Here is an 18,604-nt window from a genome sequence, read left to right as displayed (position 1 = left end):
CATGTTAGATAAAACGTGGTATAGCCGAAGTATTAATCTTATAAGTTTTTTGTTATTTCCTATATCCTTTATTTTTTCAAAAATTGCTCAAAGACGCAAAACTAAGCAACTCCTTGAACAATATAAGTCACATATTCCAGTTATAATAGTTGGTAATATATCTGTAGGCGGTACTGGAAAAACCCCAGTAGTCCGCAAGTTAGCAGAGCAATATTTAGTGCAAGGTAAAAAAGTAGCAATTATAAGTCGTGGTTATGGTGCGAAGTCAGAAAATTATCCTTTTGTCGTTAGTGTAAATACTAAGCCTAGTGAATGCGGTGATGAACCTGCAATGCTTTATGATGCTATGAGAGGTGAAGTTCCGATAGTTATTGGACCCAAAAGAGTAGAGTCTGTAAAGTTGATAGAAAAAAAATACCCAGATACTGATGTGATAATATCTGATGATGGCCTACAGCATTATAAGCTTGGTAGAGATTATGAGTATTGTGTGGTTGACGCAACAAGGATGTTTGGAAACCAGCTCTGTATACCCGCTGGACCGCTTAGAGAGCCTGTTGAGAGATTAAAGCAAGTAGATCAAGTCGTTGTGATTGGCGAATTAGAAGGCTCAGATAAGGATTTTCTAAAATCTTATAATCAAAAAATAACTCAAACAAAAATTAAATCACTTGAGTTTGTAAACTTACTTTCAAAAGAGACTTTAGCTATTGATAACTTTTATGGTAAGTCAGTTACAGCCGTGGCTGGTATAGGTAATCCGGATAAGTTTTTTACTAGTCTTGATGGCTTAGGTATAAATATTCATCATGAAAAAATTTTTAAAGATCATCACAAGTACGAGGAAAAAGATTTCTCAGACATAGAGGTTGATGATAGAGTAATAATGACCTACAAAGATGCTATTAAATGTAAAGATTTCGCTAATGATAATTGGTGGTATTTAGATATTGACTTAGATGTCTCAAATTTTCTGAATTGTGAATAATATCAAAGTAGTTCTTATAATATTTTTTGCTGCAATGGGAGGCATGATATATGGGTATGATTTTGGCATAATCAATGGAGCTTTGCTCTTCATAAAAGAAGATATCCCAATGAATAGTTCTCAACTATCGCTGTTAGGCGGAGCCGTTTTCTTTGGTAGCGCATTTGCTATTTTGATAGCAGGTATGGTGGCAGATATTTTAGGCAGGAAAAAAGCTATAATTTTCACAAGTGTGCTATTTATTTTTTCACTCTTGTTAGTTGGTTTTATAGACAGCTATATTGAGATTTTATTTTCAAGGCTTTTGCAAGGAGTAGCAGTAGGTCTTATATCTGTGGTAGTTCCTTTGTATTTATCTGAGACGATGTCAAAGTCAGTTCGAGGTCGCGCACTTACAGCTTTTCAGTTATTTCTTACTTTTGGGATATTATCAGCCAATTATGTTGGTGTTTACTATGCTTCTGAGAGTGATTGGAGAGCTATGTTTTTACTTGGAATAATTCCAGGGCTAGTGATATTTTTCGGAGCGTTTGTTTTAGTGGAGTCACCTGTTTGGTTAGCTAAAAGAAATGGTGTTGCTGAAGCTAATAAAGTTTATGCCCAATTAAATTTAGAAAATGATCAAGGCTTGGGAGATGATTCTAAGTTTAAGAAAAAATATAGTAAGCATTTGATTATTGTAGCTATGATAGTGATTTTCTTTCAGCTAACAGGGATTAATAGTATTTTAGAATATTCATCTTTGATATTTAAAAATACTGGTGCAGGGTCTAATCAACTTGCGGTATTAAGCAGTAGCATTATGAGTACTTGCTTGTTCGGTGGTTCAATCGTTGCATTTTTTATCGCGGATAGACTTGAGAGAAAGGTTGTGATTTATCTTACAAATATTGCTATGACTTTGGTGCTTGTGATGATAGGAGTATTATTTTTACTAGTGCCGGATTCACAAATAAAAGCATATATACTTTTAGGGTTGTTAATACTCTACATTTTATCTTTTGCTGTTGGGATTGGGTCTTACAATTGGGTAATAATCCCTGAGTTAATACCTACAAATATTAGAAGCTTTGGGCTACCACTAATGTTGTTTTTAAATAGTATTATATCTTTTGCTACAACATCAATCTTTCTGCCGGTTATTGATGTTATCGGTTATGCTAATATCTTTTTCCTTTGCAGTTTTTTCACTTTTGGATTTAGTTATTTTATATATCGTTTTATGCCTAGGACTACGGGTAAAAGTTTGCAAGAGATTGAGAACGCAATCACAACCGGGAAATATTAATTACGACATATAGTTGTAGTGTTACTAATTGACTATGATTTTTTGCTATATTGCTGTGTATATATTACTATTACACTAGCTTTAAATTTCTTTTAAAAACTTCATGAAAAATATCGTACTAGTTGATGGGTCATCTTACCTTTTTCGAGCGTATCACGCTTTACCATTTCTTACTAACAAGCAGGGCGAGCCGACAGGTGCTATTTTGGGTGTAATCAATATGCTTAAAAAATTGCCAACAAAATATAACACCGAGCATGTTGCAGTTATCTTTGATGCAAAGGGTAAAAGTTTTCGTAATGATATCTATTCAGAATACAAAGCAAATCGTAAATCTATGGATGATGAGCTGAGGGTTCAAATTCAGCCGTTGCATGAGATTATCAAAAAGATGGGTTTTCCACTGATAGTTGTAGATGGTGTTGAGGCTGATGATGTCATTGGTACACTTGCAAAAGATCTTGAGAAAGAGGATTATCGTGTAGTTATCTCTACAGGTGATAAAGATATGGCTCAACTTGTAGATGAAAAAGTTGTATTATTTGATTCTATGAAAAATGTCACTACAGATGTCGATGGTGTAGTAGAAAAGTATGGTGTTCGGCCTGATCAGATTATTGACTACTTAGCTCTTATGGGAGATAAGTCTGATAATATCCCCGGTGTACCAAGTGTAGGACCAAAGACAGCTGTAAAATGGCTAAACCTATACGAAAACATCGACGGTGTAATAGCTAATCAAGGTAAAGTAAAAGGTAAGGTTGGCGAGAAATTGCGAGATAATATTGAGCAGTTAAGATTATCGTATACGCTTGCAACTATTAAGTGTGATTTAGAGCTAGGATTATCTTTAGATGATTTGAAATGCAAAAAATCAGATGATGAATATCTAGCTAAAACATTTACACATTATGGTTTTAATACACTTTTAAAAGGGCTTGGGACTACAGCTCCTGTTGCAACTAGTAATAATGAGAGTACACCTGAAAGTATAGAGGTAGTTCACCCAACAAGTAATGTAACAGTTGATTATAAAACTGTTTTGACCATGAAAGAGCTTGAGAACTTAGTTGCAGAGTTAAATAGTGCCGAGAGTTTTGCATTTGATACAGAAACAGATTCGTTAGATACAGCAGAGGCAAATTTAGTAGGTCTATCATTTTGTACAAAAGAGGGCTTAGCATACTACATTCCAGTTCAACATCGCTACCTTGGTGTACCACAACAGCTTGAGTTAGATGTTGTTATCAATGCTTTGAAACCAGTATTTGCAAATACGGAGAATGCAAAAGTCGCTCATAACTTTAAGTTTGATGAAAAAGTTTTATCAAAGTATGGTATTGATATCTGCGGAGATATTCACGATACGATGATTATGGCGTATGTGCTAAAAAGTAATGGTAAGCACAGTATGGATGCTGTATCAAAAGAATATCTAGGCGTTGAGCCAATCCCATATACCGAAATAGCTGGTACAGGTAGAAAGCAACAAACGCTAGACCAAATTGATATTGAAATAGTTGCGAAATACGCTGCTGAAGATGCGGATATTACATTTAGATTGTTTAATTATCTAGGTGAGCTTTTAGTTAAAGAAAAGGTTTTAGATAAACTTTATCGGGAAGTTGAGATGCCATTAGCTTTGATTTTGAATGATATGGAAAAGCTTGGTGTCAAGATTGATGCCGATAAGCTTAGAAATCAAAGTGCTGAATTAGAACAGAAAATAGCCGATTTACAAGCAAAGTGTTTTGAGCTGTGTGGCGAAGAGTTTAATCTTTCATCGCCAGTACAATTGCGTGAAGTATTGTTTGAAAGAATGGGTCTACCAGCTATTAAGAAGACAGCGAAAGGTCAAGCGTCGACTTCTGAGGAAGTGCTAGTACAGTTAGCAGAGGAGTATGAGGTTGCTGCATTGATTATGGAGTATCGCCATCTATCTAAGCTAAAAAATACTTACACAGATAAGTTACCCAATATCTTAGATGAAAATTCGCGTGCTCATACTTCATATAACCAAACAGGTACGGTTACAGGTAGACTATCATCATCTGAGCCAAACCTGCAGAATATTCCAATCAAAAGTGTAGAAGGTCGTAAAATTAGAGAAGCATTTATCGCAGAAGATGGTTTTGTGATAATGGCAGCTGATTATTCTCAAGTAGAGCTTCGTATAATGGCACATCTTTCTAAAGATGAAAACCTTGTAAAAGCTTTTAATGATGGGTTAGATATCCACAGTGCAACGGCCGCAGAAGTTTTGGGTGTGTCTTTGGATGAAGTTACAAGTGAGCAACGCCGTAGAGCAAAAGCGATAAACTTTGGTTTGATATATGGTATGAGTGCTTTTGGTCTTGCTAAACAGCTTGAAATCCCAAGGGGAGAAGCGCAAGAGTATATCAATGTGTATTTTGATCGTTACCCAAGTGTGAAAGAGTATATGACTACAGCAAAAGAATCATGCAAAGAAAAAGGTTTTGTTGAAACTATACTTGGTAGAAGACTTTATTTACCTGAGATAAATGCTAAAAATGGTATCCAAAGAGCAGCAGCTGAGCGAGCAGCAATCAATGCCCCAATGCAAGGCACCGCTGCAGATATTATCAAGAAAGCGATGATAAGTGTAAATACTATTATAGCTAAGAAATATGCTGATACTGTAAAGATGGCAATGCAAGTACATGATGAACTAGTATTTGAAGTAGCAAAAGAAAAGCTAGAAGAAGTATCTGCTGAGATCAAAAAAATCATGGAAGAAGCCGTAGGGCTAAGTGTACCACTTGAAGTCAATGTTGACAGTGGCAAAAATTGGGACGTGGCTCATTAACTAAACTAGGTTTTAGAATACCTTATTAACTTTCAAAGAAATAGCTATTGTTACCAGTATATAGTAGTATGTTATTTAATTATAACTATTAAATTAACTATCTATGAATAGTGGTATATTCTGTTTTTGTCAAGTTGCTGACTTTAATAAGATTGCGATAGATCCTAAACAGATTCAGCATGAATATGGCGATCACGATGGAAGTATTAGTGAAACTGCACTTTTAAGAGCAATGAAAGGTAGTGACTTTAAAGCTAAGATTGTTAGTAAACTCAAGCTAGATAATATAAATCCAAGAGTGCTTCCTGCAATTCTTCAAGATAACGAAGGCGAGTACTTCATTCTTGTGGCAATAAAGAATGAAAACTTTATTGTTATAAAGCCGGGAGCAACGGCAGTTGAAAGTTTCTCCGCTCAAGATTTGAATGAGTCTTATAGTGGTAGAGCTATTCTTATAACTTATAAGCATTCTGAAACTGAAGCTGATGCTAAGTTTAATATCAAATGGTTTATTCCAGCATTATGGAAGTACAAGCATATATTTAAAGATGTACTTATTGCTTCATTATTCTTGCAGTTATTTGGGTTAGTTACACCTTTTTTCTTTCAGGTAGTTATGGATAAGGTTATTATGCATAATGGCTTAACTACCCTAAATACTTTGGTAATTGTCTTTTTTGTGGTTTCAGTGTTTGAAGTGTTTTTTGGCACTATAAGGACATACTTATTTAGCCATACAACTTCGCGAGTTGATGTGGTACTAGGCTCTAAGTTATTTTCTCATCTGATGAGGTTGCCTTTATCTTACTTTGAGTCAAGACAGGTTGGGCAAAATGTTGCAAGAGTAAAAGAGTTAGATAGTATAAGAAGCTTTATCACAAGTACAGCGCTTACACTTATTATCGATTTACTATTTACATTTATATTTATCACAGTCTTATTTCTTTATAGTTGGGAATTAACCTTGATTGTATTAGGTACTATACCTATTTACTTCTTATTATCGTTGTTTATAACACCAATACTAAAGCATAGGCTAAATAAAGTGTTTGCAACGGGTGCTAAAAACCAATCTTTTCTTACAGAATCTATAAGTGGCATACAAACAATAAAAGCAAGTGCTATTGAACCGCAAATGCAACGCAAATGGGAAGATAACCTTACTGAATACGTTAAGGCGTCTTTTAGGTCTCAGAACTTAGGAAATGTAGCGGGACAAATTGCTCAACTTGTAAATAAGTTTACCACTATTGCTATTATATTTATTGGTGCCCATATGGTTATCCAAGGAAAGCTTACTGTTGGTCAGCTTATAGCCTTTAATATGTTGGCAGGCAGAGTCACTCAGCCTATTTTAAAATTAGTCAACTTATGGCAAGAATTCCAGCAGGCTGGAGTTTCATTGGAAAGGTTAGGTGATATTTTAAACTCACCAACTGAATCAGCTAAAAAAATAAGTAAAAGTTCTCTGCCCAATTTTAAGGGCAAGGTAAGTTTTAGGGATGTGAAATTTAGATACTCTCCTGAAAGTAAACCAGTATTGAATGGAGTGAATCTTGAAGTTGAGTCTGGGCAATCGATTGGGATTGTTGGTCGCTCAGGTAGTGGGAAAAGTACTCTTACGAAGCTTATACAAAGGCTATATCAGCCTGAAGCCGGTAAGGTACTTGTTGATGGAGCAGATTTATCGACTATTGATACTGTGTGGTTAAGGCAAAATATTGGTGTGGTACTACAAGAAAGTTTTATGTTTAATCGTAGTGTGCGTGAAAATATTGCTCTTACAAACCCTAGTGCTAGTATGGAAAGGGTTGTCACAGCTGCTAAATATGCAGGTGCGGATGAGTTTATACTTGAGTTGAAAGATGGTTATGACACTATTGTTGAAGAAGGTGGTACAAACTTCTCTGGTGGTCAAAAACAGCGTCTTTCTATTGCAAGAGCTTTGATGAATAATCCTAAAATTCTTATTCTTGATGAAGCTACTTCAGCACTAGATTATGAGTCTGAAAAGATTATTCAGAATAATATGAGTCGAATAGCTAAGGGGAGAACGGTATTTATTATTGCTCATAGGTTATCTACAGTACGAACTTGTGATCGTATTATCTATATGGATAATGGTATTGTTGTTGAGGATGGTAGTCATAAAGAGCTTCTGACTCGTAATGGTGCATATGCTAAGTTGTATAAGTCACAGTATGGGGGTGTATAGACATGAAGATTGATATAATGCAAGATCCCGATGAAAATAAAGATAAGCAAGTAGGAAATACTTATCAAAATAATCGAAGCAATAAAGATAAGATTTTGCAAGTTTGTAAAGATAAGGCAGACAAGTTTCTCGAATTGTGGAAAACACGTGGTGAGATTGGTGAAAAGCGTAATTCTAAAACAGATTCATATAGCTTTTTGCCGGGTGTATTAGAAGTTGTTGATAAGCCACCAAACCCATTATTGAAGGTAGTACTTTATAGTCTAATGTTTTTAATAGCATTTGTGATTTGCTGGGCTTATTATTGCAAGATAGACATTATAACCGATGGTCAGGGTAAGATTACTCCGGCAGGAGACGTGAAAACAATACAATCGTCTGAAAAAGGAACTGTGATAAGGTTAAATGTTGAAAGTGGGCAGATAGTTAAAAAAGGTGATGTATTAGTTGTTTTAGAATCTGATTTTACAGAATCAGATATTAACAAATTAAAAGAGGATATTGAGTTTTATAAGCTTAGAATATCCAGAGAAGAGACATTTTATAAAATGTTGAAAAGTGGCTTGAGAAAGCAAATACCGTTAGGAGATCTTGATTATCATCCGCCGAAAAGCATAACAGATAAGCTTGATCTTGAGCAATCAAGACAGCTATTGTGGCAAGAATGGCAGTCCACTATAGCAAAGCTGATGACTTTAGAAGCTACGCAGTTTTCTAAAGAAAGAGAAAAAGATATAAGTATTAATAAAACTAAACAGTTAGCAGAAACTATTAAGGTAATTAAAGAAAAGTTAGATACTTATCAGGGCTTATATAAGAAAAAAGCTATATCTAGAATGGAATACTTAGAATATAGAGAGAAGTTTCTAAACGCATACTATGAGTTAGAGACAGAGAAAAAAAGAGATATGCAGTTTGATGCGGAAATTGCAGAGGCTAGAAGTAATCTTGAATCATTTAAATCTGAGACATATTTGGAGACTTTAGAGGGAATTCGTCAAGATAAAAAAGACTTATATACAGCGGAGCAAGAGCTTAGAAAAGCAACTACGCTTAATGGTAAGAATACTATTCGAGCACCGATTGATGGAATCGTACATGAGATGCAAATACATACTATAGGTGCTGTAGTTACTCCAGCCCAAGTTTTAATGCAGATAGTACCAATGGATCAGAAATTAGAGGCTGAGGTGTTTGTAAAAAACCATGATATAGGTTATCTTAAAAGAGGAGATGTAGCAGAGGTTAAGGTTAATACTTTCCCATTTACAGAGTATGGAGTGCTCAAGGGTAAGGTTGAAAAAATTTCTGGAGATGCCATTGATGATGAGAAAATGGGACTAGTCTATAAGATGATCATAAGTTTAGATGATAGCGTTTTGCATAAAGATGGTAAAAATTATCAGATAGTTCCGGGTATGGCAGTAGAGGCCGAAGTTAAGACTGGCACAAGAAGAGTTTTAGAATTCTTTACAGAACCTTTGACTAGAGGTATTGATAATAGCCTAAGAGAAAGATAGACGGATAATTAAGTCTAGTAATTAGAAAAAGGGAAGTGAAGAGTTATGAGTGGTTTTGATAGTAGAATGATAATCTATTTGAATATTGTTTCTGTGTTAGAGAATACATATATACCAAATATCAATGATTTTGATGCTACAGATCACGGTAGTTTGTTGCTAAAGGTTGAGAAGAATAGAATATCTTTATCTAGCTCTACGGGAGATTCGAAAATATATGGATATGACCAAAAAACCACCAATTTTGAGAGAATAAGTTTAGGTGATAGTTGCTCTATAGATACTCTAATAAAAGTTGTTCCTAAGTCTAATCGTGATGGCTCTATAGATACTTCAGAAAAATTTAATATAGCTTTGAGAGAAACAAGGTCAGGTGGCTACAGGCAAGTTGATCTTATTTTAAATGGTAATGCCTTAGATGATTTAGTGCTGAAACTATCAAGTTTTATCACTTTTATTGAGAATAATGAAATTCATGAAGCTAGCTCTTCATTTAAGGCAATAACACATAATAGTCAAGTTAATTCGGGTGAGGATATAAGCTATCTGGAAATTGTTGCCAAAGATAAGCTAGGGAAGGTAGTAAAGCATAATACAGTTGATGATAATGCAAAAATAAACCAAATGAGGGATGAAAGCCCTTTAGCTAGACTCATTAGACAACACAATGCTAGTAGAAAGATCATCCACTCTAAAGAGTCTGAAGTGCTTACAAAATCACTTTTAACTTTTGCTATTCTTTCAGCAATTATGTATAGCTCTGAAGCTTATGCTGAGGGAGAAGGTGTAGTGGCCGGAGCTAGTATGGGAGTTGAAGCTGGTACTGGAGTTGAAGCTGGTACTGGAGTTGAAGCTGGTACTGGAGAGCAGGCTGGTACTGGAGTTGAAGCTGGTACTGGAGAGCAGGCTGGTACTGGAGAGCAGGCTGGTACTGGAGAGCAGGCTGGTACTGGAGAGCAGGCTGGTGCAGAAAGAGTTGTTCAAAGAAGTGAGAATTTTACAGGGTCTACAATAAGCCCACAAATTTCAATTATGGAAGAGGAGACGCAAACTGTTGGACGGGGGCTTAATATTCAAGAGTCTTCAGGTATTATTGAAAGAGCAGCTATAAATAGAGTTAACTTTAATAGAAATGAGACTTCTGATGTAATGGCTATAGTCCGTGGTACTGAGGCTTTTCAGAGTGTTAATGTTAATGCTGCTCCAATACTAAAATCTACAGATGCCACAGGAGTTGTAACTGAAAAAAGTACTTTAGATAGTTTAGTAGATACTGGTTCTATAGGGTTTAGTGATTTTGATTTATCAAATACTCACAATGTAAGCGTTGGAAATGTATCGGCTGGAGCATTAGGTAGTTTAGTAGCTAATGTGGACCAAGTTAATGATAATGTTGACTGGACTTACACCATAGCAGATGCTGATGTACAGTATTTGGCAGTTGGAGAAATAAAATTAGAAACATTTGATATAACTGTAGATGATGGTAATGGAGGCACAGCTACACAAACAATATCAATAACAGTGTTAGGTACAAATGATGTGCCTATTTTAGAATCTACTGATATCACAGGAACTGTGATTGAAGAAAGTACTTTAGGAAGCTTGATAGATACTGGTTCCATAGGGTTTAGTGATTTAGATTTATCGGATATACATAGTGTAAGTATTGGAAATATATCGGACGGAGCATTAGGTGATTTAGTAGCTAATGTAGACCAAGTTAATGGTAATATTGATTGGACTTATACGGTAGCAGATACTGATGTACAGTACTTGGCAACTGGAGAAATAAAATTAGAAACATTTGATGTAATTATAGATGATGGTAATGGGGGCACAGCTACACAGACAGTTAGCGTAACTATTACAAGTACTAATGATGGACCAGTAGCTGTAGCAGATACTATAACTATAGCTGATGAAGAGTCGTCAGTAGTAGTGGATGTAATAGCTAATGATACAGATGTAGATAGTAGAGATACATTAAGTTTAGTTGGTGGTTCAGCAGCAATTACATCAGGATTAGGTACTGTTACAGAGTCAGGAAATAGCATTAGCTATAATCCTGGTTTAAATTATGATTACTTGGCTGTAGGAGAGACTGCGACAGTAGAAGTAGCTTATGATGTAAGTGATGGAACTACTACAGATACGAGTAGTTTGACTGTAACAATTACAGGAACAAATGATGGGCCAGTAGCTACGAGTAGCATAGTAACTGTAACAGAAGATACAACATATACATTCTTAGCAGAAGATTTTAACTTTGCAGATGTTGATGATGGTGATAGTTTAGCTAGTGTTAAGATAACAGCTTTAGAAACAGCAGGTGAGCTGACACTCGATGGTAGTGCCGTTACAACTAATCAAGTTATATCAGTGGCAGATATAACAGGTGGGTTATTGAAGTTTGCACCAGCAGCAGATGCAAATGGTGGTGCTTATGATGCTTTTGAATATAATGTGAATGATGGAACTGTAGATTCAGCATCTAGCTACACAATGACAATTGATGTAAATGCTGTTAATGATGTTACAACTCTGAGCAACGCTCCAAGTGATGTAACTGTTGTAGAAGATGTATCTAGTGATGTAAATTTATCTGCAATGAGCTTCGCTGATGTTGATGGAGATAACCTAACGGTAACAGTTGCAGCATCTGAAGGTACATTGGGAGCTAGTTCTGCAGGAGGTGTAACGATTACAGACTCTGGCACAGGAGCTCTAACACTTGAAGGTAGTGTAGCTGCTATTAATACATATTTAGATACAACAAGTAATATACAGTACACAAGTGAGGCAAATGTAAATGGTGATAACGCTGCAACGCTAACAATCACTTCAAATGATGGTACGGCAGATGGTGAATCAACGGTCATTAATTTAGATATTACAGCTGTCAATGATGCACCGACAGTGACAATTGAGCAGGCAGATTATAGTAATTCATTCAATGGTTTGGATACTAATAGTTACATGCGTACATCTTTAGGCGATGTTGATGGTGATGGCGATTTAGATTTATTGATTGGCAACCTCTCTGGGACACTAGATTACTGGCAGAATGACAACGGTACATTTACAAGTCAATCAGGTGCTAATAATCCATTTAATAGAGTAGATGTAGGGTTAAACTCCGCTCCATCATTAGGTGATGTTGATGGTGATGGTGATATGGATTTAGTGATTGGTGAACGCGATAAGACATTGAATTACTGGCAGAATGATAATGGTACATTTACAAGCCAATCAGGAGCTAATAACCCATTTAATGGGATTGCTGTTGCTAAATATTCAACACCATCATTAGGTGATGTTGATGGTGATGGTGATTTGGATTTAGTGGCTGGTGAAACCGGTGGTACACTGAGTTACTTGCAGAATGATAACGGTACATTTACAAGCCAATCAGGAGCTAATAATCCATTTAATGGGGTTGATGTTGGTAGATATTCATCTCCATCTTTAGGTGATGTTGATGGTGATGGTGATGTGGATTTGGCGCTTGGAAACAGCTTGGGGACAATAAATTACTTGCAGAATGACAGTGGTACATTTACAAGTCAATCAGGTGCTAATAATCCATTTAATGGAATTGATGTTGGTTCTAACTCATCCCCATCATTAGGAGATATTGGAGGTGATGGTGATCTAGATTTACTTATTGGAGAGCGTACGGGTGGATTAGATTTCATTCAGAATAATACAGCCACACCATCTTATGGCATTACTGCAAACGAAGATGTAGCTAGCGATGTTGACTTATCTGCTATGAGTTTTGCAGATGTTGAAGGGGATAATTTAACGATTACAATTGAAGCATCAGCAGGTATATTAACCGCAGGCTCAACAGACAATGTTGTAGTTTCAAACTCTGGTACAGGGACTCTAACGTTAGCTGGTAATGTAGCAGCTATTAATACATATTTAGATACAACAAGTAATATACAGTACACAGGAGCATTAAATGTGTATGGTGATAATGCGGCTACATTAACTATTACGCCAAATGATGGTACAGCTGATGGTGAATCAACAGTGGTTAATATTGATATTACTGCTGTGAATGACGGTACACCGACTATAAGTACTGCCCCAAGTGATGTAGCCGTTACAGAAGATGTGTCTAGTGATGTTGACTTATCTGCAATGAGTTTTACTGATATAGACAATGATGAATTAACAGTTTCAATTGAAGCATCAGCAGGTATATTAACCGCAGGTTCAACAGACAATGTTGTAGTTTCAAACTCAGGTACAGGAACTCTAACGTTAGCTGGTAGTGTTGCAGCTATTAATACATATTTAGATACAACAAGTAATATACAGTACACAGGAGCATTAGATGTGTATGGTGATAATGCGGCTACATTAACTATTACGCCAAATGATGGTACAGCTGATGGTGAATCAACAGTGGTTAACATTGATATCACAGCTGTGAATGACCAACCTGAAATTAGTGATTTAACAGATGTAACTTTTGCTGAGAATACTGTAAATTCAACACCTCAACAAATTGATGCAAATATAACTCTTACAGATATTGATATTGGAGATGGAGATTTAGAAGGAGGGTATCTTTTAATTACAGGGCTTGAATCAGAAGACACTATTTCTTTACCGACTGATGCAGCAGGCATTTGGAATGTTCAAAGAATAGGTGATAAAGTACATTATAGTAATACTACTTCACATATAGGGGTTATTGATAGTACTCAGGACGGTGTTAATGGTAATGATTTTAGAATAGATTTTAATACTAGCAATATGACACCTCTCCCTGCGAGAATTGCAAGAGTCTTAGAGCAGCTGACATATAGTAATAATTCAGATACACCAATATCTACAAGAACCTTATCATGGAGTGTGTATGATGGTGATGGTAATGAAGTTGCTACAAACACTTCAGATATTGAGATTACAATAACAGAAGAAAATGATGCTCCGACAATAAGTGATACACCAAGTGATGTTACAGTTATTGAGGATATTGCTAGTGATATAGATTTATCAGATATGGTTTTTGCAGATGCTGAAGGAGATAACTTAACAATTACAGTTGAAGCATCAGCAGGTATATTAACCGCAGGTTCAACAGATAGTGTTGTAGTTTCAAACTCAGGTACAGGAACTCTAACGTTAGCTGGTAGTGTTGCAGCTATTAATACATATTTAGATACAACAAGTAATATACAGTACACAGGAGCATTAGATGTGTATGGTGATAATGCGGCTACATTAACTATTACGCCAAATGATGGTACAGCTGATGGTGAATCAACAGTGGTTAACATTGATATCACAGCTGTGAATGACCAACCTGAAATTAGTGATTTAACAGATGTAACTTTTGCTGAGAATACTGTAAATTCAACACCTCAACAAATTGATGCAAATATAACTCTTACAGATATTGATATTGGAGATGGAGATTTAGAAGGAGGGTATCTTTTAATTACAGGGCTTGAATCAGAAGACACTATTTCTTTACCGACTGATGCAGCAGGCATTTGGAATGTTCAAAGAATAGGTGATAAAGTACATTATAGTAATACTACTTCACATATAGGAGTTATTGATAGTACTCAGGACGGTGTTAATGGTAATGATTTTAGAATAGATTTTAATACTAGCAATATGACACCTCTCCCTGCGAGAATTGCAAGAGTCTTAGAGCAGCTGACATATAGTAATAATTCAGATACACCAATATCTACAAGAACCTTATCATGGAGTGTGTATGATGGTGATGGTAATGAAGTTGCTACAAACACTTCAGATATTGAGATTACAATAACAGAAGAAAATGATGCTCCGACATCAGAAGATAATACAGCCATGGCTACGGAAGATACGGCTTATATATTTAGTATAGATGACTTTAATTTTGCAGATGTAGATAGTGGAAATAGTTTGTCAAGTGTTAAGATAACTAGTTTAGAAGCGGTAGGGGCTTTAACTCTTAATGATGAAGCAGTTACACAGGATCAGGTTATAACAGCTGCTAGTATTGCAGCTGGTTCATTAGTATTTACACCGGAAGCAGATGCAAATGGAGGTGCTTATGATGCTTTTGAATATAGTGTAAATGATGGCACAGTAGATTCAGATGCTAGTTATACGATGACGATTGATGTTGCAGTGGTAAATGATGCACCATTAATTACTTCAATAGACGATCAAACGATACAAGAAGATGCAGGCTCCTTTATAGTTGAGGTATCAGCTAGTGATGTTGAGGGGGATGATATTACCTATACAGCTAGTATTTCTGATGAAAGTTTGGCTACTGTAGAAGTTACGAGCACATGGGATCAGATCGGAGCTGATATAAGTGGTGAAGCTGCAGGAGATTCTAGTGGTGGATCAGTATCATTAAGTGCAGATGGTCAAACGATTGTAATAGGTGCCGAGTATAATGATGATAATGGTACTAATAGTGGGCATGTACGAGTTTATACGCTTAGTGATGGGGGATGGTCTCAACTTGGTGAAGATATTGATGGTCAAGCAGGTGATAGAAGTGGTAGAGTTGTATCTATAAGTGGGGATGGTCTAACAATCGCTGTTAGTGCAAGACAAGATGATACTAACGGAAACAATAGTGGTGTAGTACGAGTTTATAGGCATGGTGAAGATAGTTGGTCACAAGTAGGTGAAATCTATGGTGAGGCTGCTAATGATCAGCTTGCTGATTCAATTTCATTAAGTTACGACGGTCAAATAATCTCAGTTGGTACTCAGTATAATGATGGTATTGCTGGTAGGAATAGTGGCCATGTTCGTATCTATGAAGATAATGGTGAAGGTGGTTGGTCGCAATTAGGCTTAGATATAGATGGTGAATCTGCAGATGATTGGAGCGGTATCTCTAGTGCTCTTAGTTCCGATGGTCAAACAATTGCTATAGGTTCAACTGGTGCTGATGGAGGTGGCTATAATAGTGGTCAAGTACAAGTCTTTGAGTATAATAGTGGCTCTGATACTTGGAATCAGTTAGGTACGGACATAGATGGAGAGTCATCTGGAGATGGTAGTGGTAAGTCTATTTCGATTAGTGCAGATGGTCGCACAGTTGCTATAGCAGCACCTTATAGTGATTCAGGTACAGGCGAGGTTAATATATATCAATATGATGGTGCATCATGGACTAAAGCCGGAGATAGTATTATAAGTGAGGCTTTATTAAATGAAGTTGATCCATTTGATGGAGGAACATCTACTGAGCTTGCAGTATCGTTAAGTGCAGATGGTCTTACTGTAGCTATAGGTACTAATAATAATGATGGTAATGGTTCTGATAGTGGCCATGTTCGCATTTTTCAACTTACAGATGGTGCATGGGAACAAGTTAGCACTGATATAGATGGTGAATCATCAGGAGATTACAGTGGTGGGTCAGTATCATTAAGTGCTGACGGTCAGTCAATTGCTATAGGCTCTAGAGGAGCTGATGGATACGCAGGACAAGTGAAAGTTTATAATTTGAAAGAAGGAGTGCTTGTTACACCAACGGCGAATGCTAATGGAAATGCAACAGTTACGATAACAGCAACCGATAGCAATGGAGCTAGTTCTGATTCAAGCTTTAACTTGACTACAGATGCTGTTAATGATGCACCAATATCGAGTGATAATACTGTAACTACAGATGAAGATGTAGCTTATACATTTGGAGTAGATGACTTTAATTTTGTAGATGTTGATGGTGGAGATAGTTTATCAAGTGTTAAGATAACTAGTTTAGAAGCGGCAGGAGCCTTAATCCTTAATGGTGAAGCAGTTGCACAGGATCAGGTTATAACAGCTGCTAGTATTGCAGAGGGTTCATTAGTGTTTACCCCTGCAGCAGATGCAAATGGTAGTGCTTATGATGCTTTTGAGTATAGTGTAAATGATGGCACAGTAGATTCAGGTAGTTATACAATGATTGTTGATGTTGCAGCTGTTAATGATGCACCAACAACAAGTGATTCATCCGTTTCAACTTCTGAAGATTCTGTTTATACATTTACAGCAGATGATTTTGAATATGCAGATGCTGAAGGCGACCCAATTGTAGGGGTTCGTATTTATGCAGATACTATCAGTGGTAATGGACAACTAATGTATAACGGTTTTGAGATTACTAGTGATACTAGTATTTCTAATTTTGCATTATTGACTTATGTGCCTGATGCTGAAAATGCAGAGATAGCAACTTTTGATTATCTAGTTTTAAATGAGAATGGTAATTCTGACCCAAGTAATCTATCTACTATGAGTATTGATGTGACAGGAGTTAATGACGCACCTATATTGGCATCAATTGATAATCAAGGAATAGATGAGGATGCAGAGCCTTTTACAATTGATTTAAATGCAACTGATGTAGATAATGGCGATAATATAATTTATACAGCGAGTATTAGTGATGAAAGTTTGGCTGAAGCCTCTATTTCTGACGGTATTTTAACGGTTACTCCAATAGCTAATGCAAATGGTAATGCAACAGTTTCAGTAACAGCGACAGATAGTAGTGGAGCTAGCTCTGATACAGCCTTCTCATTAACTGTTGATGCGATAGATGATGCCCCTACGACTAGCGATTCAAGCGTTAATACTAATGAAGAAACCACTTATACATTCTCATTAGATGATTTTAATTATGCAGATGTTGAAGGTGATCCAATTGTAGGGGTTCGTATTTATGCAGATACTATCAGTGGTAATGGACAGCTAATGTATAATGGTTCTGAAATAGGAAGTGATACAAGTATTTCAAATATTTCATTACTAACCTATACACCTGATGGAGAAAATTCAGAAATAGCAACATTTGATTATTTAGTTCTAAATGAGAATGGTAATTCTGACCCAAGTAATCTATCTACTATGAGTATTGATGTGACAGAAAGTATAGCACCAATCGTTATAGACTTAGATGGCGATGGTACAGAGTTTGTAGGTATCGAGGATGGAATTGAGCTTGATGTTGATGATGATGGTGTTGTTGAGCAAACGGCATGGGCTGGTAATGATGATGGCGTGTTATTTCATGATGCTGATAATGATGGTCAAATAAGTGCTCGTGAAGAGTTTGTGTTTGCTGACTATAGTGATAATCCAGATGCTACCGATTTAGAAGGTTTAAAAGCAGAGTTTGATACAAACAATGATGGTATATTTGATATTGCAGATACTGACTGGGATCAGTTCAAAGTATGGCAAGATAAAGATGGTGATGGTGCTGTAGATAATGGTGAAGCTCTATCGCTTGATGAGCTTGGTATATCAGCTATCAATCTAGAAAGTGATGGTGTTGAAGAAACTAGAGTAGATGGAGATATTACTGTTCATGGACATGCTGAGATTACTTATACTGACGGGTCTATAGGAATCGCAGCTGATGCTGAGTTTGCTTATACTGAGCAAAATGTAATCGAGTCTGAAGTGGGGAACTATGATTTAGGGGATCTTTCTGATGATGGTTCTATTGGTACGATAGGTGTAAATAGCTATTTCGAGGAAGAGTTTACAAAAGATGACATTATTATACGCTCATCAGATGAGTTCCAAATTCAGTTGTCTAACTTGTCTGCGCAGATGACAGATGTAATAGCTGATGCTAATTCTGATTCTGATTATGCAGATGGTGGTGGACTTAGCGATTTGAATGCAACTACTACAAAAGTTGATGATTCTAATCTATCTGAGTTATGGGCTGTTAAAAAATATTAGAGATAGTTGTCTTCGTGTTTAGCATGAGGGCTGTATTCTC

6 protein-coding genes are annotated in these 18,604 nt (G+C 36.3%); all 6 read left to right on the top strand.

Going from position 1 to position 18,604, the window contains the following annotated elements; translation table 11 throughout:
• The first annotated feature begins 1 nt into the window (after nucleotide 1).
• The 6 genes from lpxK to CDH04_RS08580 all read left to right on the top strand — a co-directional run bounded on the left by lpxK (nucleotide 2) and on the right by CDH04_RS08580 (nucleotide 18,564).
• Complete coding sequence (lpxK, locus tag CDH04_RS08605) at nucleotides 2-988, top strand: tetraacyldisaccharide 4'-kinase (RefSeq protein WP_112870626.1); 987 nt, start codon at nucleotides 2-4, stop codon at nucleotides 986-988.
• Nucleotides 981-2,276, top strand: a complete 1,296-nt coding sequence (locus tag CDH04_RS08600) for an MFS transporter (protein ID WP_112870625.1) — start codon at nucleotides 981-983, stop codon at nucleotides 2,274-2,276. Before lpxK ends, CDH04_RS08600 begins: the two co-directional genes overlap by 8 nt.
• 103 nt (nucleotides 2,277-2,379) lie before the next feature.
• Complete coding sequence (gene polA / locus CDH04_RS08595) at nucleotides 2,380-5,103, top strand: DNA polymerase I (protein ID WP_112870624.1); 2,724 nt, start codon at nucleotides 2,380-2,382, stop codon at nucleotides 5,101-5,103.
• Between the two features lie 103 nt (nucleotides 5,104-5,206).
• Complete coding sequence (locus CDH04_RS08590; protein WP_112870623.1) at nucleotides 5,207-7,318, top strand: type I secretion system permease/ATPase; 2,112 nt, start codon at nucleotides 5,207-5,209, stop codon at nucleotides 7,316-7,318.
• A 2-nt stretch (nucleotides 7,319-7,320) separates the two neighbouring features.
• Nucleotides 7,321-8,838, top strand: coding sequence for an HlyD family type I secretion periplasmic adaptor subunit (locus CDH04_RS08585; RefSeq protein ID WP_112870622.1), 1,518 nt, complete (start codon nucleotides 7,321-7,323; stop codon nucleotides 8,836-8,838).
• A 45-nt stretch (nucleotides 8,839-8,883) separates the two neighbouring features.
• On the top strand, nucleotides 8,884-18,564 hold the full coding sequence (locus CDH04_RS08580; protein ID WP_112870621.1) for an Ig-like domain-containing protein: 9,681 nt from the start codon (nucleotides 8,884-8,886) through the stop codon (nucleotides 18,562-18,564).
• Nucleotides 18,565-18,604 lie beyond the last annotated feature (40 nt).

It is taken from the genome of Francisella adeliensis (assembly GCF_003290445.1).
Lineage (GTDB): Bacteria > Pseudomonadota > Gammaproteobacteria > Francisellales > Francisellaceae > Francisella > Francisella adeliensis.
This window is presented reverse-complemented; position numbering and strand designations above follow the sequence as displayed.

Excerpts from the sequence above, each read along its gene's own strand:
- CDH04_RS08580 (WP_112870621.1), top strand. The coding sequence starts at position 8,884 with ATGAGTGGTTTTGATAGTAGAATGATAATCTATTTGAATATTGTTTCT.
- polA (WP_112870624.1), top strand. The coding sequence starts at position 2,380 with ATGAAAAATATCGTACTAGTTGATGGGTCATCTTACCTTTTTCGAGCG.
- CDH04_RS08590 (WP_112870623.1), top strand. The coding sequence starts at position 5,207 with ATGAATAGTGGTATATTCTGTTTTTGTCAAGTTGCTGACTTTAATAAG.
- lpxK (WP_112870626.1), top strand. The coding sequence starts at position 2 with ATGTTAGATAAAACGTGGTATAGCCGAAGTATTAATCTTATAAGTTTT.
- CDH04_RS08585 (WP_112870622.1), top strand. The coding sequence starts at position 7,321 with ATGAAGATTGATATAATGCAAGATCCCGATGAAAATAAAGATAAGCAA.